The organism is Mesorhizobium sp. CA7 (assembly GCF_020165015.1).
Lineage (GTDB): Bacteria > Pseudomonadota > Alphaproteobacteria > Rhizobiales > Rhizobiaceae > Mesorhizobium.
This window is the reverse complement of the sequence record NZ_JAIUHH010000021.1, coordinates 21,550-47,496: the sequence shown is the minus strand read 5'-3', so window position 1 is coordinate 47,496 and position 25,947 is coordinate 21,550. Positions and strand designations below refer to the sequence as shown.

Genomic DNA, 25,947 nt, shown 5'->3' with positions numbered 1-25,947 from the left:
GGCCAGACGCCGCCCATGCCTCACCTCCCTGAGCACCTCCTCGCCGGCTATCGCAACTTCATGGCCGGCCGCTATCCCTCGGAAAGCGACCGCTATCGCTCGCTGGCGCGCGAAGGCCAGGCGCCGGAAACGATGATCGTCGCGTGCTGCGATTCGCGCTCGGCGCCGGAAGCGATCTTCGACGCCGGGCCGGGCGAGCTCTTCGTGCTGCGCAATGTCGCCAATCTGGTGCCGCCCTATGAGCCGGACGGCGAATATCACTCGACATCGGCCGCGCTCGAATTCGCCGTGCAGAGCCTGAAGGTGAGGAACATCGTGGTGATGGGCCACGGCCGCTGCGGCGGCATCCGTGCCGCGCTCGACACCAATTCCTCGCCCCTGTCGCCCGGCGACTTCATCGGCAAATGGATGAGCCTGATCGCGCCGGCCGCCGAGACCGTGGCCTCCAGTACCATGATGACGGCGACCGAGCGTCAGACGGCGCTGGAGCGTATTTCAGTCCGCTATTCGATCGCCAATCTCAGGACCTTTCCCTGCGTCTCGATCCTCGAAGGCAAGGGCAAGCTCTCGCTCTACGGCGCATGGTTCGACATCTCGACCGGGGAGCTGTGGGTGATGAACAAGGAAACCGGCGATTTCGAGCGGCCTGAGTTGTGACGGAGGGATAATGCACCGGAGCCGGTGGAGGTTCTTTCTCGCGGCGGCGCTGTTCATGTCCACGGTCGCCCGCGCCAGCGCCGATGACGGCGCCATCATCGATCGCTGGTATTCGGCGCTGCTGGCCGCCGACAGGACCGAATTGTCCGGATTGCTTGCCGACGACGTGCGCATGAAGCTGGACGACATCGGCGTCGTGCAGACCAAGCAGGATTTCATCGCCTCGATCGACGAATGGCAGGGCGCGGTGACGGGCGCCGCGATCCGTCATCGCATTGAAAAGAGCGAGAATGGCGAGACCACGGTGCTCGCCTGCTACGACTTTCCCAGCAACGACATGCTGATGCGCGAGACTTTTACCATCGCTGGCGGGCGCATCGTCGTCAGCACGCAGACGGCGGTGGCGCAGGATTGCAGCGGCTATTAGTGTTTGCGTTGGTAGGCGGCATGCTTGAAGATTGGCTGACGCGCTTGTCAGGTCGTCATTCTAGGGCGGAGCAAGGAGCGAAGCGACGCGCGCAGACCCTAGAATCCATTCCGTGACTTCCGAGCGTTGCCACAGTGCAGAATTCTGCTCCGCTGCGTTCCTCGGCCAAGGTCACGGAATGGATCCTCGGGTCTGCGCTCCGCTTCGCGTCGCTCCGCCCGTGGATGACGAGGTTGAGAGGCTTCAGCCAATCTCCAGCGTTTGCGATGGACCAGCGCATTTCACCGTTTCAGGGAAAACGGCGAACCGCCTTGTCCCTTGAATGGTCTAAGGCGAAGCCTGGAGCGACCCTTGTTGCGCGCTGCGTAGCATCGTCCTACATCCGGGGCAGCCTGCCGCTCCCAATTCACCGAACTCCCCAGTTGGATTTGCCCATGTCAAAAACCCTCGATCTCGCCGCCCATCCGCTGACCGTCTGGCAAGGGCCGCTAGGCCTGCCGGATTTCTCGCGAATCGGCGACAATGATTTCGGGCCGGTCTTCGACGCGGCGCTGGCGGCGCATCAGGCCGAGATCGACGCGATCGCCGGCAACAGCGAGATGCCGACCGTCGAGAACACGCTTGCCGCGCTCGAGCTTGCCGGCGAGGCGCTCGACCGTGTCTCGTCGATCTTCTGGTGCCGCTCCGGCGCTCATACCAACGACACGATCCAGGCGATGGAGCGCGAGGTTTCGCCAAAGATGTCGCGGCATTTCTCGGCGATCTCGATGAACGAAAAACTATTTGCCCGTATCGACGATCTCTACCAACGGCGCGACAGTCTCAAGCTTGATGCCGAGACGCTGCGTGTCCTGGAAAAGACCTGGAAGGGCTTTGTCCGCTCGGGCGCCAAGCTTGATGCCGACGGCAAGAAGCGGCTCGCGGCAATCAACGAGGAACTCTCCTCGCTCGGCACCAAATTCGGCCAGAACGTGCTCGCCGACGAGCGTGACTGGTCGCTGTTCCTCGATGAGGCCGACCTTGCCGGCCTGCCGGACTTTTTGAAGAGCGCCATGGCGGAAGCGGCCGAGATGCGCGGCCAGAAGGGCCGCTATGCGGTGACGCTGTCGCGATCGATCTACGAGCCGTTCTCGACCTTCTCGGAGCGCCGCGACCTGCGCGAGATCGCGTTCAAAGCCTTCATCATGCGCGGCCAGAATGGCGGCGCCTCCGACAACACCGATGTTGTGCGCGACATGCTGAAGCTGCGCGCCGAGAAGGCGAAGCTGCTGGGCTACGGCTCCTTCGCGGCGCTGAAGCTTGACGACACGATGGCGAAGACGCCGGAGGCCGTGCACGAGCTGCTCGATCCTGTGTGGGAGAAAGCCCTGGAAAAAGCGGCCGCCGACCAGAAGGAGCTGGAGCGGCTGGCCGCGGAAGCGGGCAGCAACGAGAAGTTCGCGGCCTGGGACTGGCGCTTCTACCAGGAGAAGCTGCGCGCCGAGAAATTCGCCTTCGACGAAGCGGAGCTGAAGCCTTACCTGCAGCTCGAACGCGTCATCGAAGCCTGCTTCGATGTGGCGACACGCCTGTTCGGTATCATTTTCGAGGAAAAGAAGGGCATAACAGCCTGGCATCCCGACGCGCGCGTCTTCGTGGTGAAGAATGCCGACGGCAGCGAGCGCGGCCTGTTTCTCGCCGATTATTTCGCGCGGCCCTCAAAACGCTCCGGCGCCTGGATGAGCGCGCTGCGGTCGGGCTATAAGCTTGGCCCGGGCGCAAAGCCGGTGATCTACAACATCATGAATTTCGCCAAGCCGCCGGCCGGCGAGGCGGCGCTGCTGTCGGTCGATGAGGCCAAGACGCTGTTCCACGAGTTCGGCCATGCGCTGCACGGGATGCTGACCGACGTCACCTGGCCGTCGGTCTCCGGCACTTCGGTCAGCCGCGACTTCGTCGAACTGCCCTCGCAGCTCTACGAGCACTGGCTGACCGTGCCGCAGGTGCTGGAAAAGCATGCGCTGCACGTCAAGACCGGCAAGCCGATGCCGAAGGCGCTGCTCGACAAGATGCTCGCCGCCCGCACCTTCGGCGCCGGTTTCGCCACGGTCGAGTTCACCGCTTCGGCGCTGATCGACATGGCCTATCATGCGCGACCTGACGCGCCCGCCGAGCCGCTTCGATACGAGGCTGAAACGCTGGAAAAGCTGCACATGCCCGACACGATCGCGATGCGACACCGCACCCCGCATTTCGGCCATGTCTTCGCCGGCGACGGATATTCAGCCGGCTATTATTCCTATATGTGGTCGGAAGTGCTCGACGCCGACGCCTTCTCGGCTTTCGAGGAGACGGGCGATGCCTTCAATCCGGAACTCGCCGAGCGGCTGCGGAAGAACATCTATGCCGCGGGTGGGTCGAAGGATCCGGAGGAGCTTTATACGACCTTCCGCGGGAAGATGCCGTCGCCTGAGGCGATGATGGTGAAGCGGGGATTGGTGTGACGCATCTTTCCCTTCTCCCCCTGTGGGAGAAGGTGGATCGGCGCGCAGCACCGAGACGGATGAGGGGTGCTCCAGGGAACGCCAGCGCCTCACTCCGCTGGAACACCCCTCATCCGGCCGCTTCGCGGCCACCTTCTCCCACAAGGGGAGAAGGGGAAGCGCGCCAAGGATCAGCCACTCTCGGCCAGATCGGCCGCGTCAGCTTCCTGTAATCCGTCACCGCCGGATTGCTCGGGTAGGAACTCGGCGCGGCGACATAGATGATCTCGGCGGCGATCGGCGCGAAGCCGGCGTAGAAATGATTCGTCGATTTGATCAAGAGGACGTCCTTCGACAACGGATCGATGCCGATGTTGGAAAAGATATCGGGCTCGAAGGTCTGGGTGCGGTTGGTGTTCAAGATGACGTCGACCTCGGTGCCTTCGATGCGCACCACCGCCGATGGCCCCAGCGTCACGCGGCTCGGCCCGAAGCTCTGCCAACCTTCGTTGGTTGTCTTCAGCACCCTGACGCGGGCGTCGATCGGCTCGCCGGCCTGAGGGCCGGCCTTGCCGCCGAAGCGCAGGTCGATGACCGCGCCTTCGCCGGCCGCATGGCAGAAGGTCACGGCGATCGGGTCCCAGATCGTCGCCACGCCGACCTTGGTCACACCACGCGAAAGCAGCTCGCGCAGCACAATGGTGCCGTCGCCCGGCACGCCGCCGCCCGGATTGTCCCAGATGTCGGCGATGACCGCCGGCTTGTCCTGGCGCTCGGCGCGCACGGCTAACGCCCGCTCGATGCCGGCCGAGGCGGAAAGCATCGCCATGGCGGTCTTCTCGCGCAGGTCATAGAGCTCGCGCCCGAGCGTTTCGGCGAGCTTGTCGCCCTTTGCCTTGTCATTGTCGGTCACGACCAGGATGCGCGTGCCCATTTCGGGCACGTCGGCCGCCATGAAGCCGTGGATGACCGAGACCGACAGCACGCCGTCCTTGCCATGCAGCGCCTTGATGTTGTCAACGAAGGAACGCATCGGCTCGCGGCTGGTCGGCAGCACCTGGATCATGCGGCAGTCGAAGGTCGAGATCACCGGCTTGATCTCGCCGCGCGCCGCGGCAAGGCCGAGCTCGACGACATGCTCGCCGCGCTCGTAGAAATCGGTGTGCGGGAATTCGAGGAAGTAGGCCATGATGTCGCAAGCTGCGACGCGTTTCGGCGTCAAATGGCTGTGCGGATCGAACTCCGAGGCAATCACCACTTTCGGGCCGACGATGGCGCGCACGCGCTCCAGGAGATCGCCTTCGCAATCGTCATAGCCTTGCGCCACCATGGCGCCATGCAGGCCGAGGATGACGGCATCGACCGGCAATGCCTCCCTTAGCTGGCCAAGGATCTCGTCACGCAGCGCTTCATAGGTCTGGCGTTGCACCAGGCCGCCGGGCTCCGCCCAGGTGGCGGTACCTTCGATGACGGTCAACCCTTCTTTCGCGGCGCGCTTGCGCAACGCCACGATCGGCGAGGAGCAGAGCGTCGGCGTCTCCGGATGTTTTCCGGGGCTGGCATAGAAGGCCATCTCGAAGGAAGCCCGGTCTGTCGGCACCGGCGAGAAGGTGTTGGTTTCCGTCGCCAGCGAGGCGGTGAAGATGCGCATGAGGGCTCCGTATAAATGGAAGCTACTTGACCGCGCCGAGCGCCAATCCGCGGACGAGGTAGCGCTGCAGCCAGATGAAGAGGATCGCCACCGGCAGTGTCGCCAGCAGCGTGGCCGCCATGACATGGTGCCATTCGATCGTATAGCGGCCGGCGACCAGCGAGAAAACCTGGATCGGCAGCGTGTAGCTCTCCTGGCTACGCAGCATGGTAAGCGCCACGACGAACTCGTTCCAGGCATTGATGAAGGTGAAGATCGCCGTCACCGCGATCGCCGGCAGGCAAAGCGGCAGGAACACTTTGCGCAGGGTGAGCCAGCGCCCGGCGCCTTCCATCCAGGCGGCCTCCTCCAGGTCGCGCGGGATGGTGTCGAAATAGCTCTGCAGCATCCAGACGGTGAAGGCCACGTTGAAGGCCATGTAGATGAAGCCGAGCGCGGTGGTGCTCTCGACCAGGCCCCAGGCCGCCATCAGCCGGAACAGCCCAAGCACTAGTACGATCGGCGATATCATCTGCGAGATCAAAAGGAACTGGCGGAAGGCGCCATAGCCGGCAAAGCGGAAGCGCGACATGGCGTAGGCCGCCGGTACCGAGATCAGGATCGCGCCGATCGTCGCCAGCGCCGAGACATAGAGCGAGTTGAGCAGCGCCTGGCCGAAGCCGGTCGCCACCCACATGTCGGCGAAATTCGACCAGCGGAATTCGCTCGGCCACCAGGTGGGCGTCAGCACCTCGGTGCGCGGCTTGACGGCGGTGAGAAACATGACGGCGAAGGGGAAGATCGTCACCACGATCAATGGGGCCAGCAGAACCCAGGCGATGATGGTGCGTTTCAACTTGCCGTTCATGCGCGCTGCTCCCGCATGGCGAGGCGCACATAGATCATGGTGAAGACGAGCAGGATCGCGAACATCACCAGCGACACGGCGGAAGCCTCGCCCAGCTTGCCGATGCGGAAGGCGAGCTTGTAGAGATGGGTCACCAATATGTCGGTCGAGTTTGCCGGCCCCCCTTGTGTCATCACCCAGATGATCGGGAAGGAGTTGAAGACATAGATGGTGTTGAGCACGATCGCGATGTTGATGAAGGGTTTCAGGAGCGGAAAGGTGATCTCGCGGAACTGCTGGAAATGCGTCGCGCCCTCGAGCGCGGCCGCCTCATAGAGATCGTCGGGGATCGAGGACAGGCCGCCGAGGAAGATCGTGGTGGTGAACGGCACGGTCACCAATATGCCGATCAGCACCTGCATCGGGAAAGCGGTCTCGGCGCTGGCCAGCCACTGGATGTTCTGGCTGATCAGGCCGAGCTTCATCAGCGCCGAATTCAGCATGCCGCTCTCGCCGTTGAGGGCCCAGCGCCAGACCACCGCGGTCATGGTCAGCGACACCGCCCAGGGCAACATGATGACAACGCGGGCAAGGCCGCGGCCGTAGAAGTCGGTGTTGAGGATGATCGCCACCGGAATCGACAAAAGCAGCGCGCCGCCGACGACCAGCACCGTCCACAGCGCGGTGCGCCAGAGCGCGGCGACAAAATCGGGATCGGCGGCGAGCGCCGAGAAATTGGCCAGGCCGCTGAACTCGCGAAGCTGGCCAAAGCGGTTCACGTCATGCGTCGCTATCTGGATCAGGTCCCAGACCGGCCAGAAGATGACGACCGCCGCCAGGAGCAGGCTGGGCAGCGTCAGCAGATAAGGCACGAAACGATTTTGCATCGGCTCGATGGCACCATGTTGCGGGTAGGCAGCAGTGGCAGTGGCATTGGTGCTCAAGACACGTCCTTTGAATTCCTCGCCGACGTCTGCGCTGCCCCTCATCTGCCTGCTGTCGCCGGCGATTTCGTCAGTCGCGGCAGGAAAGGCGCCTGCATTGCGGACAGCTCTTTCTCCCCGTCACTATACGGGGAGAAATGCCCGGCAGGGCAATGAGGGGCGGCGCCGACGTAGAACACCTTCCAAAAAGGTGTGGCGCGCTCCGACGGGTGGAGCGCGCCACGGGCGCAGGGAGATACGCCCTATTTCTTCTTCAGGACGGCGTTCGCCTTGTCGGCGGCGTCCTTCAGGGCGGCTTCCGGCGTGGCGCTGCCGAGATAGATCTTCTGCATGGCGTCCGACGTGATCTGGGCGATCTCTTCCCAGCCCGGGATGACCGGCGCGAAGCGGGCGTCGGGCAGAAGCGCGGTGAAGGCGGCGAGGTCGGCATTGTTGACGTAATAGTCCATCTTCGCCTCCTCCTTGTTCACCGGTAGGAAGCCCTCGCCTTGCGTGAACTTGGCGCGCTGCTCCTTGGTGAACAGGAAGTCGAGCAGCTTCCAGGCCTCATCCTTGTTCTTGGAGTTCTTGAACATGATGATGCTATCGGTGACGCCATAGGTGCCGCGCGCACCGGTCGGTCCGGCGGGGATGGCGGCGACGCCGTATTTCAGCTTCGGCGCCTCTTCCTTGATCTGGTTGGACAGGAACGGCGCGGTGATCATCATGCCGACCTTGCCCTGCTTGAACAGGTTCTGCACGTCCTCACGGTTGTTGGAGGTGACACCCGGTTCCGTCAGGCCCTCGTCGATCATCGACTTGTAAAGCTTGGCGGCTTCAAGCGCGCCGGGCGTGCTCAAACCGGATGTGCCGTCCTTGTTGAGGATCTCGGTGCCGAAGGACCACATCGCATAGTAGTAATAGACGTCGGTCTCGATCTCCTTGCCTTGCAGGCCGTAGCCGAAGGCGCCTTGAGCCTTGATCTTGCGCGCGTCCTCCTGCAGTTCGCTCCAGGTGGCCGGCGGCTTGGCGATGCCTGCCTTCTCGAACAGCTCCTTGTTGTAATACATGGCGCGGGCCGAAGCCGCGATCGGCAGGCCGTAGGTGTGGCCGTCCATGATCGAGGGCTGCAGGAAGGTGTCGATGAAGCGGTCCTTGAACTCCGGCTTGATGTAGCTGTCGAGCGGCTCGGCGACACCCTGCTGCACGAAATCGATCAGCCAGCGCGTGCCGATGATCGAAAGATCGGCATTGGTGCCGGCGGTGATGTCGGTGGTGAGCTTCTGCAGGAGCACGTCCCAGGGCACCACTTCATACTTGATGGTGATGCCGGGATTGGCCGCCTCGAACTCCTTCTTCACCTCTTCGAAATAGGGACCGGTCTTGGCGCTGTATTCGGCGACGGTGACGCGCACCTCGCCGGCATCGGCGGGTGCTGCAAAAGCCAGCATGCTCATTCCGGCCAACAGGCCGATAGTCCATTTCGCAAGGCTCATCTGATCTCTCCCATTGATGCGCATTCGCGCCTGGCCTTAGAGGCGCAGGATTTATGTTACTTTCCTACATTATCGAGGGTTATGCCCAATGCAAGCAGTTTATCATGTTGCTAAATTACATTTTGTTGATAGCGTTCCGTCGCTGTCTGGCACGGCGGAGGAGCGCGCATCGTGGTATCAAAGGCCGATTTCGAGGGCAGAACCGTTGTCGTCACCGGCGCCGGCGGCGGCCTCGGTTCGGCGATCGTCGAGCTCATAGCCGAGCGCGGCGCGCGCGTCGTCGGCTGCGACCAGTCGGTGGAAGCTCTGGCCAGCCCGCATATCGCGTCGCGCCATGTCTTCAACCTGCTCGACCGGGCCTCGATCGAAGCGGCGATACCCGCGCTGCTCGACAAGGACGGCGTTCCCGACATCCTGATCAACAATGCCGGCTGGACGCGCGCCGAGACCTTGAAGGCGCTGACGGCGGACAAGATCGAAGAGGAGCTCGCCCTCAATTTGACCGGCGTGATGACCTTCGCCGATCCGCTCATCAAGGCGATGTCCAAGCGCGGGTCGGGCAGCGTCGTCTTCATCTCCTCCGTCAACGCGATTTCGCATTTCGGCAATCCGGCCTATGCGGCGGCCAAGGCCGGCATCAACGCCTACGCCAAATCCATCGCCGTCGAGCTCGGCCGCAGCGGGTTGCGGGCCAATGTCGTCTGTCCGGGCTCGATCCGCACCGCCGCCTGGGACCATCGCCTGGCCAAGGACCCCGAGATCTTAGGCCGGCTGAAGCGGCTCTATCCGCTTGGCCGCATCGTCAACGCTTCCGAAGTGGCGGAAGCCGTGGCTTTCCTTGCCTCGGACCGCGCTTCCGGCATAACAGGTGCCGTGGTGCCCGTGGATGCCGGGCTGACAGCCGGCTACCTGCCTTTCATCGACGACATATTGGGAGCGTGAGCATGACCGACGTCCAGTTCCGCAACCTGTCGAAATCCTTCGGCCAGCACAAAATCCTCGAAGATATCAATCTCGACATCCGGACCGGCGAGTTCGTCGTGCTGGTTGGCCCCTCCGGCTGCGGCAAGTCGACCTTGCTGCGCATGCTGGCAGGTCTGGAGACGATCACCTCAGGCGATCTCCTCATCGGCGGCACGCGCGCCAACGAGCTGCCGCCGCAGAAACGCAACATCGCCATGGTGTTCCAGTCTTACGCGCTGTTCCCGCATTTGAAGGCGTCGGAGAATATCGGCTTCGGCCCGAAGATCCGCGGCGAGACGCGCGCCGCGATCGAGGACAAGGTCAAGAAGGCGTCGGGCGTGCTCAACCTCTTTTCCTATCTCGACCGCTATCCAAGGCAATTGTCGGGCGGCCAGCGCCAGCGCGTCGCCATGGGCCGCGCCATCGTGCGCGAGCCTTCGGTCTTCCTGTTCGACGAGCCGCTTTCAAATCTCGACGCGCAGCTGCGCGTGCAGATGCGCACCGAGATCAAGGCGCTGCACCAGCGGCTGAAATCGACCATCGTCTATGTCACCCACGACCAGATCGAGGCCATGACCATGGCCGACCGCATCGTGGTGATGGATCGCGGCCGCATCCAGCAGGTCGGGCAGCCGCTGGAGCTCTACGACCGGCCGGCCAACAAGTTCGTCGCCGCCTTCATCGGCTCGCCTTCGATGAGCTTCGTCTCCGGCGCGCTGAAGACCGCCGGAGCCAAGTCCTGGTTCGAGACGACGGGCGGCGGCCGTCTGGCGCTCCCGGGCAAGGCCGCGTCCGGCAGGGACACGGTCGAGGCCGGCATCCGGCCCGAGCACTTCCTCGTCGGCGCCGGCGACGATGCCCTCGCCATCAAGGTCGACGTCGTCGAGCCGACCGGCTCGGAAACGCATGTCTATGGCTCGGTCGGCGACGACACGGTGCGCGCGGTGTTCCGCGACCGGCTTCAGGTGAAGCCCGGCGACCGGCTGCCGGTGAGCGTCGACCCGCGCAACATCCACCTCTTCGACAAGGCGACGGGCCTGCCGCTGTGAGAAGACGATGAAGACCCCGGCCGACATCATCACGCGCCTGCAATTGATATCGCAGGACGGCACCAAGTCGGACCGCCGGTTGGCGGGCTTGGTGCTTTCCGATCTTGATTTCGCCTCGAAGGCCGCGATCTCGGAGATCGCCGCGCGCGTCGGCGTCAGCGAGCCGACCGTCACCCGCTTCTGCCGCAATCTCGGCTGCGAGGGTCTTCGCGATTTCAAGTTCTACCTGGCGCAGGCGATCGCCATCGGCGGCCAGTATCTGTCGCCGGAGCCGCTCAGCCGCGACGCGCGCGAGCAGCGCATCGCCTCGGCGATCACCGAGGCGGCGATCGCCGCCATCCAGCGCGCCAGCGAAAACCTCGACATGACGACGGTGATGGACGTCGCCGCCCGGATTGCGAGCTCCGGCAATGTGCTGTGCATCGGCTCAGGCGGCATCTCCTCGATGATGGCGACCGAGATGCAGAACCGGCTGTTCCGGCTCGGCTTGTCGGCGCTCGCCCAGACCGACGGCCAGCTGCAGCGCATGTATGCCGCCGTCGCGACGCCCGAGACGACGCTGCTTGCCTTCTCCGTCTCGGGCTATGCGCGCTCGGTGATCGAGGCGGTCGAGGTTGCGCAGCAATATGGTGCGGCGACCGTTGCCATCACCGCGCCGGATTCGGCCCTGGCCAAGGTCGCCGACACGGTCATCCTTCTGCAGTCCGTCGAGGACGGCAACATCTACAAGCCGACCTCGTCGCGCTACGCGCTGCTTGCCATCCTCGACATGATCGCCACCACGGTGGCGGAAGCGCGCGGGCCGAAAGTGCTGGAGAATCTGCGCCGCATCAAGCAGAGCGTGAACACGCTGAAGGTCGACGATCCGAGACTGCCGCTGGGCGATTGAGCGGTTGCCGAAGTTGGCGATCCTTCGCGCCCCCCTCTACCCTGCCGGGCATCTTCCCGATTGGCAGCTTCCGCGCCCCTCATGTAGCGCTGGTCGACCCCCACTCCGTCTCGGCTTCGCCGAGCCACCTCTCCCCCGATCGACGGGGTAGAGGAAAGGCGCCAAGCCTTTTGCCGTCAACGCCCGTCCAGCAACGCTCCCTTCCTTTCCCTCCGGAGGGGGGAAAGGTGGCGCTGCGAAGCAGCGACGGATTGGGGGAACCACCTGGCAATCAAGCCTCGACCTGATCAGTCGCGCCAGTCACAGAAGATGTGTGCATAGCGTAGCCAAGCGAGGGAGATGTCCGGCAGGACAGAGGGGGGCGCCGTCCCGCCTGCGTCTCAGATCTTCGATGCTTAGAAAGAGCCTCGACGCTTTTCGCCAGCTCGGCCCCTTCCCCCACGACCCGCAGCGTCTTCAGCCGCGATGTGCCGCCTGCGACCACCGAAACGGCCGACACCGGCACACCCAGCGCCTTGGCCAGCAGCCGTTCCAGCGCTGTATTGGCGGCGCCGTTCTCCGGCACGGCGCGGACGCGGGCCTTAAGATGACTGCGCCCGTCGGCAGCGGTCTCGACGCCGTCGATCCGGTCGAGCGCCGCTTTCGGCGTCAGACGCACGAAGAGGTCGATGCCGTTCTCGCGCAGCCGCAACGGCGTGCTCATCAGCCGCCGGTCACGACCCAGGACCAGACGGTGGTGACCAGGAACTGCCGGATGAAGAAGATAATCAGAAGCAGGATGATCGGCGAAATGTCGATGCCGCCGAGATCGGGCATGAAGCGGCGGATCGGGCGCAATGCCGGATCGGTCAGCCGGTAGAGCATGTTGCCCACGCTGCCGACGAACTGGTTGCGCGAATTGACGACATTGAAGGCGTAGAGCCAGGAAAAGATCGCCGAGGCGATGATGATCCACCAGTAGATATCAAGCGCCATGACGATGGTCTGAATAAGGGCGATCATGCCGGTCTCCAAATTGTCGCCGACATGTAGCCATTGCCTGGCGTGCGGGCAAGGCCCGCGGGCTTGACTGGCGGGCAAGGCCTACTAGTCAGCGTGCTCGTCGCCTGCCGGTCTTTCGCCTTGACATGAAACGGCCGCGACCGATACAAGCCGATCCGCTGGAACGGGGCTGTAGCTCAGCTGGGAGAGCGCATCGTTCGCAATGATGAGGTCAGGGGTTCGATCCCCCTCAGCTCCACCAGCCAGCACACGCATGTGCCTCTCGCGCGCGGTTGCCTTCCTCGTTCAGAATTTTGTGGCCGCCGGATTTCGGGCCGCGTGCTTGGAACCAATGGTGGGGCAAGACGGTTCAGCTATACTTTTGAAGCTGATGTGCCCGGCCGGCTGGGCAAGCGGCGATGCTTGAGGAGGTCCCCATCATGAAGATTTCGTCCAGGTTCCGTTCAGTCGCGGTTGCGGCAATCGCCGCAGCAGGCGTCAGCTTTGCCAGCGCCGCGCATGCCGACAGCGGTACGATCCGCTTCTCCGTCTACAAGGCGGCCTTCTTCATCGGCGGCTCTGGCGGGGAAGGCACGCTGACCTTCCACGGCAAACGGTATCCGATCTCGATCGGCGGCATCTCGGGCGGCCTGGCCTTCGGCGCATCCAAGACCTATTTTCAGGGCAGGGTGCGCCACATCCGACGCGCCAGCGATGTGACGGGCGTCTACGGCGCAGCCGGCGGTGGCGGCGCGCTCGGCAGAGGCGCCCAGGTGATCGTGATGACCAATGACAAGGGCGCCCAGCTCGAGCTCACCGGCCGGCAGGTGGGCCTGCAGGTCAACGCCGACCTCAGCGGCATGAGCATCGCGCTGAAGAGGTAGGAGCCCCGGCTCCGTCCGTTATTCCGGGACGGGCCGGTTCGGGCGCCGCCCGGGCGCGCAAAGATCGCGCCGGGCAGGCCAGGCGGCGAGTTTCATCGACCTCTCCGCCGACCTGCCAGACCAATGGCGGGGTGTCCGCTCTGATGAATAGCGGGCCTGCAGGCATCCCGCTTGCCAATGAAGGGCGGCTCGCCTCAATCGTCCCAGTCATCCCAATTGTCTTCGTCCTGCGGATAGTCGGGAACGACCCGGATGATCGGCCGCGGACGCTGATAGCGCCAGTAATCCTCGTCCGGTAGCTGACGCTCATCGGTGCGGTAGGCAGGCCGGTCGTAGTGGTGGCGCTTCCAGTATTTATGCTTCTTGTGCGGCCGCACGCAGTAGCCGTCCTCGGTCAGGTAGGCGCATGTGACATGCGCCTGCTGCACCAGGCCGCTTATGGCCGGCATGCCAATCATCGGCGCCGCATCGACCGCTGGCATCACCGCCAGCATGGTCCCGGCAAGGGCAAGAACAGACAATTTCATCGGCCTCTCCACGTCTCCAGACTAAGGCCGGAAGAACGTCCTGATTGGGGACGATTTGCGGCGGCCGAGATCACTTTGATTTGCGGCCGCACATATAAGCGTTAGATCATGTACTGCGCCGGCGTCAGGCTGACGCAACCATAGCGGCCGCTGTCTTTCACATCATCCCCGCGAGCGGAGGCCACCCTGCACTGCTAATTGGCCAACTGATCGAGAAGCGTGTCGATTTCCCCTTTCTTTGGCGCTTCGGGCGAAGCAGGGGCGGCCTGCGGGTCGGCGGAAGCGGGTTCGGCCGCCGGCGCGGTGATCTCTGCTTCGGCCTCGCCGCCGGCGTTCGAACCTGGCGGCGGCGCATTATCCGTATTGCCGGTGTCTGGCGCCACGGCGGGTTCCGGAGCCGCGGGCAGGGCTTTGGGCCGGGGTGCGGCGTTGCGCAGAAGATCGCCGATCAGATCCGCCGCTCCCTTGCCGGAGCCATCGCCGTTCGAGCCCGTCTGGCCCGGGATCAGCTTGTCGAGATTCAACTTCCCGGTTGGCAGCCCAAGGCGGCCCAACATGTCCAGCGCGCCCTGCGGGTCTTTGGCCAACGCGCTCAGGTCCGGATAGGCCCGAGGCGCAAACAGCGGGCCTTGGACCACGATCGGCACCCCGATGCCCTTCACGGCAATGTCGCCTCCCTGCCCGGCAAGCGAGGCAACGACGCGGGGGTTGAGACGGACGTCGAGCGTCTGGTCGGCGAAGTCTATCTTGCCCGAGCCGTCCATTCGCACCAGCGGACCCAGCAGGCTGATGTCCGTCGTCTGCGCGACGCCGTTCTCGATGGCAAAAGAGGCGCCGAGTTCGGTGAACGCCGTCTTCTTGGTCTGATCCTGCTTGAAGCCGCTGGAAAGCAGCCCAACCAGGTTGTTGTAGACCTCGGCTATGTCGATGCCCCGGAAGGCGCCGTCGCCGAATTTTGCCGACGCCTTGCCGCCAAGGGAGCGGGCAAGCGATTTCGTAGTCTTTCCCGAGCCTGAAACCGCGACGGTCGCATTGAGCGTTCCTTCGATGCGATCGAAATCCGCCGCGTCATGGAGCAAGGGAGCCGCGGCCGCGCCGGCGATCGCAGTGTTCAGGGTCAGGGAAGCGGTGTCCTTCGAGCCGTCGGCTGTCATCTCCGCGGCAATCGTGCCGCCGTAGAAGGGACTTTGCGGCACGTTCAGGTGCGCCTTGCCATCAGCAACCACCAGAGTGGTGGCCACCGGCCCGGCGAAGACCTTTCCATAGCCGAGCTTGTCGGCCTGGATATCCACCTTGGCGTCAATTCCCTTGAGGAAGGAGAGATCGATCGGCGCGTCGGTGGCGCCGTTCGGCTTCTGCTTTCCGCCTGTGGCAGTCTCGCCGCCGCCGGCGAACGCCGCGAAGTCAAGCTTCGCGAAATTGAGCGACGTCCGGATGTTGAGGGGCGCCCCAAGTTTCATCGAGCCCTGGCCCGACGCCTTGACCCCGTTCAAGGCAACAGAGGTTTTCTGAAAGGAAAGCTGTCCTGGCCCGGCGTCCACGTCACCTTTGAAGGCAAAGTCTCGCAGACCGTGGGAAGCACTCTGCCCCAGCCATTGCATGAGCTTGTCGACCGAGGCCGATGTGACCGAAATCTGACCCTTGAACGTGCCGCCACCCCCGGCAGCGCCGCTTATGCTGCCTTCGAGGTATTTGGAGGAAACCGAAAGGCTGATCGGCCCGGACGCATCGGCAACGGAGCCGCTGGCCAGAAAGGATGCAGGCGCGAGCTGGGACTTGAACGTCACGGCCTGTCCCCGCCAGACGAGCTTGCCCGTCAAATCGACCGGTTTGCCGACATCGTGAACCTTCGCGTCAAGATTGAGCCCGGTGATGTCGTCGGCCGTCCGGGCCTCGGCAAGTGCTGCGAGTGGAAGCTTGCCCTGCCTGATCCCGACCGTTCCCTGCAGATTGACGCTGCTGCGTATGCGCTCTGCGGTGAGTCCGCGAAAAGCGAACCCCATATCGGCGGTCAGCTTGCCGGACAACGGCACGGATTGCCCGGCCAGCTTCGCTATAGAGCCGATATCCAGCCCTGAACTCGCAATATTGCCGCGTACGGTCGGCGGCGTTTCACCGACATTCGTCGAGGCTGTCGCTGTGAGGTTTCCCGCATCAAGGCCGAAGTGCTCCAGCCTTGCCTCAAGATGTCCATCGCGCAGCGTCGCGGCGAGCTGGACATCGGAAGCCCGTATCTTGCCGCCGACCAATTCATCGATGGCAACGCTGATATCGGCATCGAACGCAGAGAGCATCGCGAGGTCGGGCTCGCCGGAGCCGGCCGAAGCCTTGCCCGCGCTGGAACGATCCTTTCCAATATCGCTCAAGGCGTCGATATCGACGCGCTTTGCCGCCAGGTCGGCGAAGAAGCGATGCCGCGCCCCGGGCTGAAAGAGCGCGTCCATCTGGAAGCTCTGGTCGCCGACATCGAACTTTCCGCCCTTGATCTGATAACTGCCGTTCCCGTTGAGCTGGATCTCTCCACTCGCATGCAATGAAGAGAATTTGGCAACCGGCGCCGGATCGAGACGCGCCTCGATGGCGATCTGGGCCGGCAGCCGTTTCAGGATCGGCCTCAAGGCGGAAAGGCTCCCGCTCATTTCAACGCGACGGCCGCCGCTGGTGCCGGCCAACGAAAACGAGACCTCTCGGTCGAGGTCCGGAGCCCTCAGATCGGCGTCGATTGCTGTCACCTCAGCGGAATTGCCGGTCGACGCGCCTGAGGTGAGGGTGCCGTTCGTTATCGTCAGTTGATAGATCGCCAGCCGCTCGAGCGTCTCGACAATCGCCGCGAACGGATCGGCCTGTACATCCTTCGGTTCCGGAGGTGACGCCGCGTTTGCCGAAGCCTTGAGCGCGATTGTCGGATCCGCCAGCGCGACGGACTGTATCTCAAGCTTTTTCGACCATAGGGACGACAGCGTTATCGAAGTCGAGAACCGCGGAGCGGATATCACGATCTCGCCCGTACCGGTCGAGAGCGAGATATCGTCCGCGACCACCGCCAGCTTGGGCAGCAGCGATAGTCTGACAGGTCCGTCCAGCCGAATTGTCATTCCGGTTGCGGATGACAGTTGCCGGCTCAATTCGGCACGAACCCAGTCGATTGAAACAAGAGCGGGCACAAGGAAAAGCAGCCCGGCGCAAAGAACAACAGCTACGGTGAGTGCAGCGACGATTTTTCTCACATCGACCCGCCAAAATGATCGGAAGAATCAGTATCGTTAAACATACATGCTTCTGGCGCCCGACTGAATCCTGCCGAAACACGGGCTTCGCGCCGACGAATTTCGCACTACTCCAGGGACCGTCGGCTCTTTCGCCGCGATCGAAGCCATTTGCAGGCAAGTGTTTCCAGACCCGAGGGTTTGGAAACGATCAGCCGGTTTCCGAGCCATTCCCGTGAAACAGACCAGGCGCATTTTCCGGCATCCGCCGCCGACATATCAGCCATTTCAATGGAGGAAGTGCCAATGTCAGTGCTCGGAACCCTGCTCCATTTCAGCCGCGCCATCATCCACGCGCACAACAATGCCAAGGTCAGAAACCTGATGGATGTCCCGCCGCCCGAAACCCGCAGGGACATGGGCCCGCATGTTTCGCCGGACGCCTCCGAAAAGGAGCCCGGCGCCATTCACCCCGGAGGACGCTGACACAAGCGGAGTCTCGGACCGGCCTCGTCCCACTCACCTGGAGACTGGTGTTGCTTTGTGATTGCGTTGGCGCGCATAGGCCACGCAGGCGTCCACGGTGCTGACGCATAGCGCGTCACGGCTGTTCGGCAAGTTATTGTCGCCGGCATAGGCTACCTCTGCGACGTGGCCGTTGAGCATGCGTATTTGCGTATTGCAATAGCCGCCGGGGGCGACGTTGACCGACCCTCCGACCGCGGGAATCGCGCCCACGGCCATCGTCGGCACCGCGATGCTGAGGTTGCCGCGTTGCACGGTGCGCTGGTAGGTCCAAATCTGACCGGAAGGCCCCGTGTCGGCCGTCGCGGTCGGAAAGCCGGCGCACATGCGGACATCGGCCTCGCTGAGACCGACCATCTCCTTGCGGGCAGCGGCCGTGGTGGCGTCGACCTTGGCGATGCTCGACGTATCGTCGGGGATGACGCAGGACGACAGGATGGAGATACCTGCCGCAACAAAGGCAAGTTTTCGAATATGCAAGGATGTCATGCCGTCGGTCGGAGTTGTGTGCCGCCCCAGCGCCCTCCTCCCTACCTAGGCAATCGGCCAAACGCGTCAACCCGCGGAATGCCGACGCATCTCCACGCCGATGCGCTTACACCACCCGGAAGTAGCTCGTCATGCCGGTCTTCTGGTGCTCGATGATGTGGCAATGCAGCAGCCAGTCGCCGGGATTGTCGGCGACGAAGCCCAACTGCACCTTCTCGTCGGGCTGGATGAGATAAGTGTCGGAGATAAGGGGCTGGACTGCCTTGGTCGATGACGACAGCACCTTGAAGCTCATGCCGTGCAAATGGATCGGGTGCGCGTGCGGGGTGAGGGTCTCCATGTCGATGATGTAGCTGCGGCCGAGCTTCAGTTCGGCGAGCGGCGCGGTCGGGTCCGGCGTGTCGCCCGGCCACGGCACTTTGTTGATTGCCCAGAAACTGTAGCCGAGCGAGCCGCAAATGCCGTCGGCCGCGACGTTCTCGGCCGTCGCGCTCAGCGCCAGCGGAATCCGCTTGGCGCTTGTCAGGTCCAGCTCCGGCACCGGGTTGGGTTCGAGCCGGCCGAGATCGCGCAGGTCGTGCCTGAGCGATTTGCCGACCGAACGCAGCGTCGCCAGGATTTTCGGCTTGGTGCCTCTGACGTCGCGCAGGCTGACGATCGCGTCCTCCTCGTCGGGCATGCGGATGGCAAGCTCCAGCCGCTGGCCGGGCCCCAGCTGCAAGGCATCCGGCGTAAAACGCTGCGGCACCGGATTGCCGTCGAGCGCGATGACCACAGCTTCGGCGCCGTCGACGCGGAAGGCATAGATGCGGGTGACGTCGGTGATGGCGGCGCGCAGCCGCACCAACCCGCCGGCCGGCGCATCGAATTGCGGCTGGCCCTGCCAATTGGCGGTGCGCACCGTGCCGAAGGTGCCGGCCTTGGCCGCGTCGCGCGGCCTGAACGGCTCGATGAACTGGGCGTCGTCGCCGAGCCGCCAGTCGCGCAGGTTGACGACTATCTCGACATCGAAGACCGGGTCCTTCGGGTTCTCGACCACGATCACGCCGGTCAGGCCGTGACCCATCTGGATCAGCGTGTTGCAATGCGGGTGGTACCAGAAGGTGCCGGCGTCGGGCGGCGTGAATTCATAGTCGAAATGGTCGCCCTGATAGGCATAGGGCTGCACCAGGAACGGCACGCCGTCCATCTTGTTAGGAACGCGGATGCCATGCCAGTGGATGGTCGTCGGATCGTCGATGCCGTTGATCAGGCGCGCGGCAAACGGCTCGCCCTTCCTCATCCTGACGACCGGCGGCGGACCTGCTTCCCCATAGGTCAGCACATTCTTCGTCGGCGCACCCTCCATCAGCCGCGCCTCGATGCTTGCGGTCTTCAGGATCAGCGGGGCAGGCTTGGCGGCTGCAAAGCCGGCCAATCTGCCGACAGTCGCGGCGCCGATGCCGGCCAGGCCTGCGGCAGCTGTGGTTTTGAGAAGGGCGCGGCGCGTGAATGTCGTCATAAGGTTTCCGTCGGCAGGATGCCTCGGCCGTTGGAATTGAGCCGAACCAGTGAGCCGCCTACCACCATCCGGCGCACCGGCCTAGTCCCGCAGGCTGAAGACGAAAGGCGCGGTGCGGGTGACGCGTGCGCCGAGCTCCGCCGGCGGCGCCGGCACCGAGGCGCCCTGCAATGCGCCGAGCGCCGCACGGTCGAGATCGCCATCGCCCGAGGATCGCGCCAGCCGGGCCGAGACCACCCTGCCGGAGGTGTCGACCGTGAAGGTCACGCTCGGCGTGCCCTCGGCCCGCCTGGAGCGCGCCGCGCTCGGATAGCGGGTGTGCCGTCTGATCCACGCCGCCAGGCTGGAATTCCAGCGCGACGGGCCGACGCTGGAGCGCGGCGCCGCATCCGAGGACCGGGGCGCTGCCGCCTTCGCCGCCGCCTTGGTGTCGATGCTGGCGGTGGTCGTCGCCTTTGGCGGTGGAGCCTTTTCCTTCCTGACGCGTTCTTTCGGCTTTTCGACCGGTTTCTTCTCAGCCTTCTTCCTAGCTTCGACCGGCTTTTGCACCTTCACCTCGGCTTCCACAGGTTTCGGTTGCGGCAGGGGAATGACGACGTCCGGCGCGATCGCCTCGACAGGATCGGGCACGACCTCGTCCAGCGGCGGCCGCTCGCTCAGGGCAGCAACGGCCTGTTCGGCGGGAGCGACCTGTTTGGCCTCCTGCGTGTCGTCGGTATCGAGGGGCTGTTCAGCGACGGGCTCGGTCTGCTCGGCCACCGGCGCCGGGTCGATCACCGATTTCGCGTCGATGGGCGTTTCCGTCTCCTCCGCCGCATCGGGCGGCTCCGGTGTCACCGTGTCCGGCATCGCCGCCTCTTCCGGCACGGCGGGGGCGATGGCCAGCGGCGCCATCTCGACCGCCAGCGCTGGCGGCGGACCGCCATCCTGCATCTCGGCGAAGCTCAGATTCTGCACCGCATAGGCAACCGCCACATGCGCGGCCAGAATGATCGCGGCGGCGCTCGTCCACAGGCCGGCTTCACGCGCGCCGAAGCGCGGCTGCGAAATGCGGGAAAGCGCGGCGACCGTCATGGCGCTGAACCGTCACCCGGAGCCGGCGCCGAGTTTACACCAGTTGCCGGAGCTCCAGACTCGGCCGGTCCGCCAGTACTGCCCGATGCAGTTTCGAGCCCCACCAGCGCGACCTTGAGATAGCCGGCGCTACGCAGCAGGTTCATCACCTCCATCAGGTCGCCATAGCCGACCGTCCTGTCGGCGCGCAGGAAGATGCGCGTCTGCTTGTCGCCCTTGGTGCGGTTGTCGAGCGCCCCGGCGAAGGCCGGGCGGAGCACGCTGTCATTGCCGATCGCCAGTGACAGATCGCTTTTCAGCGTAAGGAATAACGGTGTCTCGGGCCGCGGCGCCGGCGCAGCCGTCGATCCGGGCAGGTCGACATCGATGTCGACGGTCGCGAGCGGTGCGGCGACCATGAAGATGATCAGGAGCACGAGGATGACATCGATGAACGGCGTGACATTGATGTCGTGGCTTTCCTCGAGATCGTCGCCGGAGATCTCGCGAATGCGTGCCGCCATCGCCGCTACTCCGCCGCCATGGCCGTCGCCGGCGGGACGGTGCGGAAATCGAGGTCGCGACTGACCAGCCGCTCGACGCCGGCGGAAGCGTCGGCGAGGATCTGCCTGTAGCCGGCCATCGAACGCGCGAAGACATTATAGATGACGACCGCCGGAATGGCCGCGACGAGGCCCATGGCGGTGGCAAGCAACGCCTCGGCGATGCCGGGCGCGACGACGGCGAGGTTGGTGGTCTGCGCCTGCGAGATGCCGATAAAGGCGTTCATAATGCCCCAGACGGTGCCGAACAGGCCGACGAAGGGCGCCGTCGAGCCGATGGTGGCGAGCAGGCCGGTACCGCGCGACATGCGCCGCGCCGCCGCCGCCTCGATGCGCGCAAGCCTGGAGGCGACGCGTTCCTTCAGGCCGTCGCCGGAGGCATGATCGAGCGCGCCGGCCGACAGCGCCCGTTCCTCTTCCGCCGCCCGCACCAGCAGCGCACCTGGACCGCCGCTGTGGCCAAGCTCCCGGCCGGCCTGCATCAGCGTCGCGGCGTTGCCGATCGCATCGGCGGCGCGACGGGCCCTCAGCTTGCCGGCGAAGACCTCCAGCGACTTGGCGAGCCAGATCGTCCAGGTGACGAGAGAAGCGAAGGCCAGCCCGACCATGACCGCCTTCACGACGATGTCGGCATTCATGAACATGCCCCAGGGCGACAGGTCATGCGGCAGCGTCAGCGAGATGGAAGGCTCTTCGCTCGTGGTGCCGTTCGCAGCCGGCCGAATGCCTGGAGCGACCGACGTGGCGGCGGGCGCCTGCGCCGGGGGCGTCTGCAGGGTTGGAGCGGCCGGCGCCTGCTCGACCGGCGCAGGCGATCGTCCCTGCGCCGCGGCGACACCAGCCGAAAGAATGAGCGACGCGGCCAGCGCCGCCAAGAGGCTGTTTCGGGACAAGGCTCGTCCTCGCTTCATCATTGCAATGCGGCGGCCGCCATACAGACAGGCGCAGGGCGAGCCGTGCCGGTTGACTATGAAACATGAGTTTGCGAGTCAACTATAAAGATGACTATGCTGATCCACAATTCATAATGTGCCTATGCCCGCCTGAGCACGCTGCGGGCCTGGACCGCAAGACGGTTGCCGGGCACGATGCGCATGGAGCAAGAAGAGCAGGCGGCCGATGATCACGGCGATACCTTTCGACTTTCCCTATGACGGCAAGCTGGAGCCGCAGCATACGGCACTGCTGGTGATCGACCTGCAGGAGGATTTCCTCTCGCCGACCGGCTACTTCGCCAGGAAGGGCTACGATCCGTCGCCGCTGCGAGCCATCCTGCCGGCGGTCAACCGGCTGATTGCCGCGGCCCGCGCCGCCGGCCTCACCATCATCCACACCAGGCAAGGCTACCGCGCCGACATGGCCGACATAACGCCTTACGAAAGATGGCGACGCAAGCGGGCAGGGCTCGACGGCACCGATGTCCTGCTGCGCTCCGGCCCAGGTTTCCAGATCGTTTCCGACATCGAGGTCGCGCCTGGAGACATCATCATCGACAAGACCTGCAACAGCGCCTTCACCCACACGGATCTCGAGCTCATTCTGCGGGCGCGCGGCATCACGCATCTGCTGTTCACCGGCTGCACGACGGATGTGTGCGTGCACACCACGTTGCGCGAGGCCTGCGACCGCAACTTCCAGTGCCTGACGATTTCGGACGCCTGCGCCAGCGGCGACCGGTATGCGCATGAAGCCGCACTGCGTATGGTGACGGTCGAGGACGGCGTCTTCGGCGCGCTGGCGGACTCGGCGGCCGTCATCAGCGCGCTATCACGGCTCGCGAGCGTGGCGAGCTGAGGATTTCGGGATCGCGCGGATCGCCGGGTTCCGGCCAGCCGATATCCTTGCGGATGTCGAGAGGCAGCAGATAAAGCGTCCGCGCTGCCCGATAGCGGGCACGGGTCGCGGTGTATTCGGCCGCGATGCGAGCGATGGATGACAGGATCGACATTTGCTTCTCCCTTGGTTGATGCCGGGATGGCAACCCGGCACTCACCAAGACGAAACGCGGATGGCTTTTGGAACGGCGAGGATAAATTTTTCTGAACTCACGGGCGCGGCGGCCGCTCGATATAGGTCCATGGCAGCGTCCGGATCGTGAACTTGATTGATTGCCGAAAAACTTTTGCATGTACCGTTCCGTTTTCGGTTCAGGCTTCGTCTTGAGGGTCGTAACGGGTGCGAGAGCCAAGACGGCCTCCGCCATCAGGACAAACGGAGCCAAGCCATGTCGACCACAGTGACCTTGATCAACGTCTTCACCGCCAAGCCGGGCAAGCAGCAGGAACTCGCCAACACGCTTGCCGAGGGCACGAAGAGTTTCTTCAGCAAGCAGCCGGGCTCGCTGTCGTCATCCGTGGTGATCGGCGTCGACGGCAGCAAGGTGGCCAACATCTCGCAATGGCGTTCGGCGGACGACATCGCGGCCTTCCGCGGCGATCCCCGCTTCGGCGAATACATGAAGAGCATCGTCGAGCTCGCCTCCGGCGAGACCATGATGGGCCACACGACCTATTCCCATACGGGCGGAGTGGAGAACTGAAGCAATTCCAGGAAAAGTGTGAAACGGTTAGGTTCGGCGCCTTCGCCGACCTTCTGTCCGGAATTGCGTCAAACAAAGAGGTTGAGCACGCGTGACCGGTTCGCACGATCAGTCCGTTGCGGCAACCGAAACCAGGCTTCGCGCCTTCGAGCGCGAGGCCGCTTCGCTGAGAGCCAAGCTGCACCGCTACGCGTCGCGCATGGTCGGATCGGTCATCGACGGCGAAGACATCGTGCAGGAGGCCTTGGCCAAAGGCTTCGTGGCGATCAGGAATGGCGACATGCCCGACAAGACCGAGCCTTGGTTGTTTCGCATCGCGCATAACGCCGCCCTCGATTTCCTGCGCAAGCGGGCCCGCTTGCGGGGGCGCGAAAGCGAAGTCGAGCTCGACACGATCGCCGACCAGAACTCGGCGCTGGATGCCCGAATTGCCGCCGAGGCGAGCCTGGCCGAACTGATGCAACTGCCGCCGGCGCAACGATGCACGGTCGTGCTGAAGGATGTGCTTGGACACAGCCTGGAAGAGATCGGCGAAATCCTCGAAACTTCCGAGACCGCGATCAAGGGCGCGCTGCAGCGGGGTCGCGAGAGCCTGCGCAAGCTGGCGGCCGCGCCGCGCATCGCGCCGCCCCGCCCGGCGCTCGACCAACACGACATGCGGCGCCTCGGCAATTATGTGGCCGCCTTCAACGCCAGGGACTTCGATACCTTGCGCGGCCTGCTGGCCGAGGACGTCAAGCTGGAGCTGGTCAACCGCCTGCGAGCCGACGGCAAGGAATATGTCGGCAATTATTTCGGCCGCTATGCCGACGAGACGCATTGGCATTTCACGGCCGGCCTCGTCGAAGGCCGGCCCGCTATCCTGGTCACCAGCCCGGAGCGTCCGGACGGACCGCCGCGCTATTTCATCCTCATCGATTGGGAGAACGGCCGGATCGCCGGCATCCGCGACTTCCTGTTCGCGGATTACGTGATGGACGGCCTGGACTATTCCGACGCGGAGCGACCTTAGTCTAGGACGCGCAGCGTTGCGGAAAAGGGTGCGAGGCAAACGCGCCCGGCTGCGGGACCTCCGTCTCGCGTCGCGCCAGCGAATTCGCGACCAGCGCGATCGTCTCGCGCCCGATGCGGGCGATCTCGCCCAGGCGGTCGATGCCGCCGATCATGAACTCCTCGACGCCCAGCGCCGCATAGGGCAACAGCGCCAAGGCGAGCCGCGCCGGCGGCCCGGCAATCTCGACCGCCTTGTGATCCGAGGCGCCCGTCCAGCCGTCCGGGCGGATGCGCACCGGAAGCGCGAAGCGCAGCCTGCCGCCGCGGCCGTGCTCGGCGGCGGCGCTGCGCGCGCGCTCCATCAATTGCCTCACCTCGTCGGGCGAACCGGCGGCCAGCTCGAAGACATCGGCATGCTTGCCGGCGACCTTCAGCGCGGTGCCCGACTGACCGCCGAGCCGGATGACGAGATCGGCGCCGTGCGGACCCTTGCGGGGCACGAAGCCGTCGCGCACGCTGTAGAAGGCGCCCTCATGGTCGAACGGCCTGTCGTTCGACCACAGCCGCTTCAGCAGCACCAGATATTCGTCGATGCGCTGCCACACGACGCTGTGGCCGACCGGTCGCGCCTCGGCATCGCTGTCTTCAAGCGGCTCGCTCAGCATGCGAAGCGACAGACGCCCCCCGCCTCTGCGGTCGAGCGCTGCGAGCTGCCCTGCCGCCACCGTCGGCTCGATAACGCCGGCCCAATGCGTCAGCACCACCTCCAGCGAGCCGGTGCGGTCGAGTGTCTGCGCGGCGATGTCCATGTTGGTGAGCAGGCCGGCCGGATCGTCCACCACCAGCTTGCGGAAACCGGAATCCTCGATCAGCGACAATTTGGTCGCCGTCTCGGCGAAATCATAGAAAAAGCTGCCATTGGCAGGCTTGTCTGGAACATGCGTGAACTCGATCGGCATTGCCATCTCCTCCATCACGTTGGGTCGCCCCGCTCCGAACCCCCGAGTCAAATCCATCTCGTCGGCGCGCGACAGCGCGCCGGCCTTCTTCAGCTCCGATTACTCAACTCAGATTTTTGGAGGGCGGGGCCTTTGTTTTACGCAATTCCGGACGGAATTGCTCTGGCCCCGGCTCAGTCAGGGGATGATCCCGAAAATGACGGCGCCGGTGAACACGAAGGCAAGCGCGAAGACGAGATAGGCGAAGGTGCCGCCATAGGCGGGCCTCCAGCTCTGGTCGGCGGCAAGCCTCTGGCCTTTGCGTTGGGCGTTCTGAATATAGGACATGGTCGATCCTCCGTCGCGACCGTTAATCTATAAAACTAGTAGACTTTGTCGATTGTT

The 25,947-nt window shown here is 64.3% G+C and carries 26 protein-coding genes, 1 tRNA gene and 2 pseudogenes; 12 read left to right on the top strand and 17 right to left on the bottom strand.

Annotation, left to right across the window (positions count from 1 at the left end; all coding sequences use genetic code 11):
• Window positions 1–15: 15 nt before the first annotated feature.
• The 3 genes from LB552_RS26130 to LB552_RS26120 all read left to right on the top strand — a co-directional run bounded on the left by LB552_RS26130 (window position 16) and on the right by LB552_RS26120 (window position 3,567).
• Window positions 16–657: a carbonic anhydrase gene (locus LB552_RS26130; RefSeq protein WP_095769607.1), complete on the top strand. Its 642-nt coding sequence runs from the start codon at window positions 16–18 to the stop codon at window positions 655–657.
• 55 nt (window positions 658–712) lie between these two features.
• A complete protein-coding gene (locus LB552_RS26125; RefSeq protein WP_224611038.1) occupies window positions 713–1,084 on the top strand; it encodes a nuclear transport factor 2 family protein in 372 nt (123 codons plus the stop codon).
• Between the two features lie 434 nt (window positions 1,085–1,518).
• Window positions 1,519–3,567: a M3 family metallopeptidase gene (locus tag LB552_RS26120; protein ID WP_411966405.1), complete on the top strand. Its 2,049-nt coding sequence runs from the start codon at window positions 1,519–1,521 to the stop codon at window positions 3,565–3,567.
• A 109-nt stretch (window positions 3,568–3,676) separates the two neighbouring features.
• Here LB552_RS26120 and LB552_RS26115 read toward each other — a convergent pair whose 3' ends face one another.
• The 4 genes from LB552_RS26115 to LB552_RS26100 all read right to left on the bottom strand — a co-directional run bounded on the left by LB552_RS26115 (window position 3,677) and on the right by LB552_RS26100 (window position 8,442).
• Window positions 3,677–5,197 (bottom strand): M81 family metallopeptidase, encoded by a 1,521-nt coding sequence (locus LB552_RS26115; protein ID WP_224611036.1) that lies wholly within the window; start codon window positions 5,195–5,197, stop codon window positions 3,677–3,679.
• Between the two features lie 22 nt (window positions 5,198–5,219).
• The gene (locus tag LB552_RS26110) at window positions 5,220–6,044 is read right to left on the bottom strand and encodes a carbohydrate ABC transporter permease (protein WP_224611034.1); all 825 of its coding nucleotides are present in this window, start codon (window positions 6,042–6,044) and stop codon (window positions 5,220–5,222) included.
• On the bottom strand, window positions 6,041–6,910 hold the full coding sequence (locus tag LB552_RS26105) for a carbohydrate ABC transporter permease (RefSeq protein ID WP_224611078.1): 870 nt from the start codon (window positions 6,908–6,910) through the stop codon (window positions 6,041–6,043). The genes LB552_RS26110 and LB552_RS26105 overlap by 4 nt, the downstream gene beginning before the upstream one ends.
• Window positions 6,911–7,209: 299 nt before the next feature.
• The gene (locus LB552_RS26100; RefSeq protein WP_224611032.1) at window positions 7,210–8,442 is read right to left on the bottom strand and encodes an ABC transporter substrate-binding protein; all 1,233 of its coding nucleotides are present in this window, start codon (window positions 8,440–8,442) and stop codon (window positions 7,210–7,212) included.
• Between the two features lie 171 nt (window positions 8,443–8,613).
• Here LB552_RS26100 and LB552_RS26095 point away from each other — a divergent pair, with 171 nt between their 5' ends.
• The 3 genes from LB552_RS26095 to LB552_RS26085 are packed head-to-tail and all read left to right on the top strand — an operon-like array spanning window position 8,614 to window position 11,343.
• The gene (locus LB552_RS26095; RefSeq protein WP_224611030.1) at window positions 8,614–9,384 is read left to right on the top strand and encodes an SDR family NAD(P)-dependent oxidoreductase; all 771 of its coding nucleotides are present in this window, start codon (window positions 8,614–8,616) and stop codon (window positions 9,382–9,384) included.
• A 2-nt stretch (window positions 9,385–9,386) separates the two neighbouring features.
• The gene (locus tag LB552_RS26090) at window positions 9,387–10,454 is read left to right on the top strand and encodes an ABC transporter ATP-binding protein (RefSeq protein ID WP_224611028.1); all 1,068 of its coding nucleotides are present in this window, start codon (window positions 9,387–9,389) and stop codon (window positions 10,452–10,454) included.
• A gap of 7 nt (window positions 10,455–10,461) precedes the next feature.
• The gene (locus LB552_RS26085) at window positions 10,462–11,343 is read left to right on the top strand and encodes a MurR/RpiR family transcriptional regulator (RefSeq protein ID WP_224611026.1); all 882 of its coding nucleotides are present in this window, start codon (window positions 10,462–10,464) and stop codon (window positions 11,341–11,343) included.
• A gap of 400 nt (window positions 11,344–11,743) precedes the next feature.
• On the opposite strand, the pseudogene LB552_RS26080 reads toward LB552_RS26085, so the two are convergent.
• Window positions 11,744–12,046 (bottom strand): annotated as a pseudogene (locus tag LB552_RS26080) (DUF167 family protein); the annotation flags it as partial.
• Window positions 12,046–12,345, bottom strand: a complete 300-nt coding sequence (locus tag LB552_RS26075; protein WP_135888880.1) for a YggT family protein — start codon at window positions 12,343–12,345, stop codon at window positions 12,046–12,048. The gene LB552_RS26075 and the pseudogene LB552_RS26080, both read right to left, overlap by 1 nt.
• Before the next feature lie 165 nt (window positions 12,346–12,510).
• Here LB552_RS26075 and LB552_RS26070 point away from each other — a divergent pair.
• Both LB552_RS26070 and LB552_RS26065 read left to right on the top strand, forming a co-directional pair.
• Window positions 12,511–12,586 (top strand) — tRNA-Ala (locus tag LB552_RS26070).
• Between the two features lie 178 nt (window positions 12,587–12,764).
• Window positions 12,765–13,208 carry a hypothetical protein gene (locus LB552_RS26065; protein WP_224611024.1) on the top strand — a complete coding sequence of 148 codons (444 nt, stop codon included), beginning with the start codon at window positions 12,765–12,767 and terminating at the stop codon, window positions 13,206–13,208.
• Window positions 13,209–13,402: 194 nt separating this feature from the next.
• Here the strand turns inward: LB552_RS26065 and LB552_RS26060 are convergent, their stop codons facing one another.
• The 3 genes and pseudogenes from LB552_RS26060 to LB552_RS29935 form a co-directional block, all read right to left on the bottom strand.
• Window positions 13,403–13,735 carry a hypothetical protein gene (locus LB552_RS26060; protein WP_224611023.1) on the bottom strand — a complete coding sequence of 111 codons (333 nt, stop codon included), beginning with the start codon at window positions 13,733–13,735 and terminating at the stop codon, window positions 13,403–13,405.
• Window positions 13,736–13,929: 194 nt separating this feature from the next.
• Entirely contained in the window at window positions 13,930–16,407 is a 2,478-nt protein-coding gene (locus LB552_RS26055; RefSeq protein ID WP_224611077.1) for an AsmA family protein, read from the bottom strand.
• Between the two features lie 225 nt (window positions 16,408–16,632).
• A pseudogene (locus tag LB552_RS29935) lies at window positions 16,633–16,962 on the bottom strand (AsmA family protein); the annotation flags it as partial.
• A gap of 285 nt (window positions 16,963–17,247) precedes the next feature.
• Here LB552_RS29935 and LB552_RS26045 point away from each other — a divergent pair.
• On the top strand, window positions 17,248–17,427 hold the full coding sequence (locus LB552_RS26045; RefSeq protein WP_095770049.1) for a hypothetical protein: 180 nt from the start codon (window positions 17,248–17,250) through the stop codon (window positions 17,425–17,427).
• Window positions 17,428–17,460: 33 nt separating this feature from the next.
• Here the strand turns inward: LB552_RS26045 and LB552_RS26040 are convergent, their stop codons facing one another.
• From LB552_RS26040 to exbB, 5 genes are all read right to left on the bottom strand, one after another.
• Window positions 17,461–17,955 (bottom strand): hypothetical protein, encoded by a 495-nt coding sequence (locus LB552_RS26040; protein ID WP_224611022.1) that lies wholly within the window; start codon window positions 17,953–17,955, stop codon window positions 17,461–17,463.
• 106 nt (window positions 17,956–18,061) lie between these two features.
• Window positions 18,062–19,456 carry a multicopper oxidase family protein gene (locus LB552_RS26035; protein ID WP_224611021.1) on the bottom strand — a complete coding sequence of 465 codons (1,395 nt, stop codon included), beginning with the start codon at window positions 19,454–19,456 and terminating at the stop codon, window positions 18,062–18,064.
• A gap of 81 nt (window positions 19,457–19,537) precedes the next feature.
• A complete protein-coding gene (locus LB552_RS26030; RefSeq protein ID WP_224611020.1) occupies window positions 19,538–20,530 on the bottom strand; it encodes an energy transducer TonB in 993 nt (330 codons plus the stop codon).
• Window positions 20,527–21,033: a TonB system transport protein ExbD gene (gene exbD, locus LB552_RS26025; RefSeq protein WP_224611018.1), complete on the bottom strand. Its 507-nt coding sequence runs from the start codon at window positions 21,031–21,033 to the stop codon at window positions 20,527–20,529. The genes LB552_RS26030 and exbD overlap by 4 nt, the downstream gene beginning before the upstream one ends.
• Before the next feature lie 5 nt (window positions 21,034–21,038).
• Complete coding sequence (exbB, locus tag LB552_RS26020) at window positions 21,039–21,965, bottom strand: tonB-system energizer ExbB (protein WP_224611016.1); 927 nt, start codon at window positions 21,963–21,965, stop codon at window positions 21,039–21,041.
• 226 nt (window positions 21,966–22,191) lie between these two features.
• Between exbB and LB552_RS26015 the strand changes: the two genes are divergently transcribed.
• Window positions 22,192–22,866 (top strand): cysteine hydrolase family protein, encoded by a 675-nt coding sequence (locus LB552_RS26015; RefSeq protein ID WP_224611014.1) that lies wholly within the window; start codon window positions 22,192–22,194, stop codon window positions 22,864–22,866.
• Here the strand turns inward: LB552_RS26015 and LB552_RS26010 are convergent.
• Window positions 22,829–23,020, bottom strand: coding sequence for a hypothetical protein (locus LB552_RS26010; RefSeq protein WP_224611013.1), 192 nt, complete (start codon window positions 23,018–23,020; stop codon window positions 22,829–22,831). The two genes, LB552_RS26015 and LB552_RS26010, sit on opposite strands and share 38 nt — an antisense overlap.
• Before the next feature lie 276 nt (window positions 23,021–23,296).
• Between LB552_RS26010 and LB552_RS26005 the strand changes: the two genes are divergently transcribed.
• Together LB552_RS26005 and LB552_RS26000 are read left to right on the top strand one after the other, a co-directional pair.
• Window positions 23,297–23,611 carry a putative quinol monooxygenase gene (locus LB552_RS26005; protein ID WP_140841901.1) on the top strand — a complete coding sequence of 105 codons (315 nt, stop codon included), beginning with the start codon at window positions 23,297–23,299 and terminating at the stop codon, window positions 23,609–23,611.
• A gap of 91 nt (window positions 23,612–23,702) precedes the next feature.
• Window positions 23,703–24,623 (top strand): sigma-70 family RNA polymerase sigma factor, encoded by a 921-nt coding sequence (locus tag LB552_RS26000; RefSeq protein ID WP_224611012.1) that lies wholly within the window; start codon window positions 23,703–23,705, stop codon window positions 24,621–24,623.
• A gap of 1 nt (window position 24,624) precedes the next feature.
• On the opposite strand, the gene LB552_RS25995 is transcribed toward LB552_RS26000, so the two are convergent.
• Together LB552_RS25995 and LB552_RS25990 are read right to left on the bottom strand one after the other, a co-directional pair.
• A complete protein-coding gene (locus LB552_RS25995; RefSeq protein ID WP_224611011.1) occupies window positions 24,625–25,563 on the bottom strand; it encodes an LLM class flavin-dependent oxidoreductase in 939 nt (312 codons plus the stop codon).
• Window positions 25,564–25,740: 177 nt separating this feature from the next.
• Window positions 25,741–25,890, bottom strand: a complete 150-nt coding sequence (locus LB552_RS25990) for a hypothetical protein (RefSeq protein ID WP_224611010.1) — start codon at window positions 25,888–25,890, stop codon at window positions 25,741–25,743.
• Between the last annotated feature and the right edge of the window lie 57 nt (window positions 25,891–25,947).

Excerpts from the sequence above, each read along its gene's own strand:
- LB552_RS26130 (WP_095769607.1), top strand. The coding sequence starts at position 16 with ATGCCTCACCTCCCTGAGCACCTCCTCGCCGGCTATCGCAACTTCATG.
- LB552_RS26125 (WP_224611038.1), top strand. The coding sequence starts at position 713 with ATGTCCACGGTCGCCCGCGCCAGCGCCGATGACGGCGCCATCATCGAT.
- LB552_RS26120 (WP_411966405.1), top strand. The coding sequence starts at position 1,519 with ATGTCAAAAACCCTCGATCTCGCCGCCCATCCGCTGACCGTCTGGCAA.
- LB552_RS26115 (WP_224611036.1), bottom strand. The coding sequence starts at position 5,197 with ATGCGCATCTTCACCGCCTCGCTGGCGACGGAAACCAACACCTTCTCG.
- LB552_RS26110 (WP_224611034.1), bottom strand. The coding sequence starts at position 6,044 with ATGAACGGCAAGTTGAAACGCACCATCATCGCCTGGGTTCTGCTGGCC.
- LB552_RS26105 (WP_224611078.1), bottom strand. The coding sequence starts at position 6,910 with ATGCAAAATCGTTTCGTGCCTTATCTGCTGACGCTGCCCAGCCTGCTC.
- LB552_RS26100 (WP_224611032.1), bottom strand. The coding sequence starts at position 8,442 with ATGAGCCTTGCGAAATGGACTATCGGCCTGTTGGCCGGAATGAGCATG.
- LB552_RS26090 (WP_224611028.1), top strand. The coding sequence starts at position 9,387 with ATGACCGACGTCCAGTTCCGCAACCTGTCGAAATCCTTCGGCCAGCAC.
- LB552_RS26085 (WP_224611026.1), top strand. The coding sequence starts at position 10,462 with ATGAAGACCCCGGCCGACATCATCACGCGCCTGCAATTGATATCGCAG.
- LB552_RS26075 (WP_135888880.1), bottom strand. The coding sequence starts at position 12,345 with ATGATCGCCCTTATTCAGACCATCGTCATGGCGCTTGATATCTACTGG.
- LB552_RS26065 (WP_224611024.1), top strand. The coding sequence starts at position 12,765 with ATGAAGATTTCGTCCAGGTTCCGTTCAGTCGCGGTTGCGGCAATCGCC.
- LB552_RS26060 (WP_224611023.1), bottom strand. The coding sequence starts at position 13,735 with ATGAAATTGTCTGTTCTTGCCCTTGCCGGGACCATGCTGGCGGTGATG.
- LB552_RS26045 (WP_095770049.1), top strand. The coding sequence starts at position 17,248 with ATGTCAGTGCTCGGAACCCTGCTCCATTTCAGCCGCGCCATCATCCAC.
- LB552_RS26040 (WP_224611022.1), bottom strand. The coding sequence starts at position 17,955 with ATGACATCCTTGCATATTCGAAAACTTGCCTTTGTTGCGGCAGGTATC.
- LB552_RS26035 (WP_224611021.1), bottom strand. The coding sequence starts at position 19,456 with ATGACGACATTCACGCGCCGCGCCCTTCTCAAAACCACAGCTGCCGCA.
- LB552_RS26030 (WP_224611020.1), bottom strand. The coding sequence starts at position 20,530 with ATGACGGTCGCCGCGCTTTCCCGCATTTCGCAGCCGCGCTTCGGCGCG.
- exbD (WP_224611018.1), bottom strand. The coding sequence starts at position 21,033 with ATGGCGGCACGCATTCGCGAGATCTCCGGCGACGATCTCGAGGAAAGC.
- LB552_RS26015 (WP_224611014.1), top strand. The coding sequence starts at position 22,192 with ATGATCACGGCGATACCTTTCGACTTTCCCTATGACGGCAAGCTGGAG.
- LB552_RS26010 (WP_224611013.1), bottom strand. The coding sequence starts at position 23,020 with ATGTCGATCCTGTCATCCATCGCTCGCATCGCGGCCGAATACACCGCG.
- LB552_RS26005 (WP_140841901.1), top strand. The coding sequence starts at position 23,297 with ATGTCGACCACAGTGACCTTGATCAACGTCTTCACCGCCAAGCCGGGC.
- LB552_RS25995 (WP_224611011.1), bottom strand. The coding sequence starts at position 25,563 with ATGCCGATCGAGTTCACGCATGTTCCAGACAAGCCTGCCAATGGCAGC.
- LB552_RS25990 (WP_224611010.1), bottom strand. The coding sequence starts at position 25,890 with ATGTCCTATATTCAGAACGCCCAACGCAAAGGCCAGAGGCTTGCCGCC.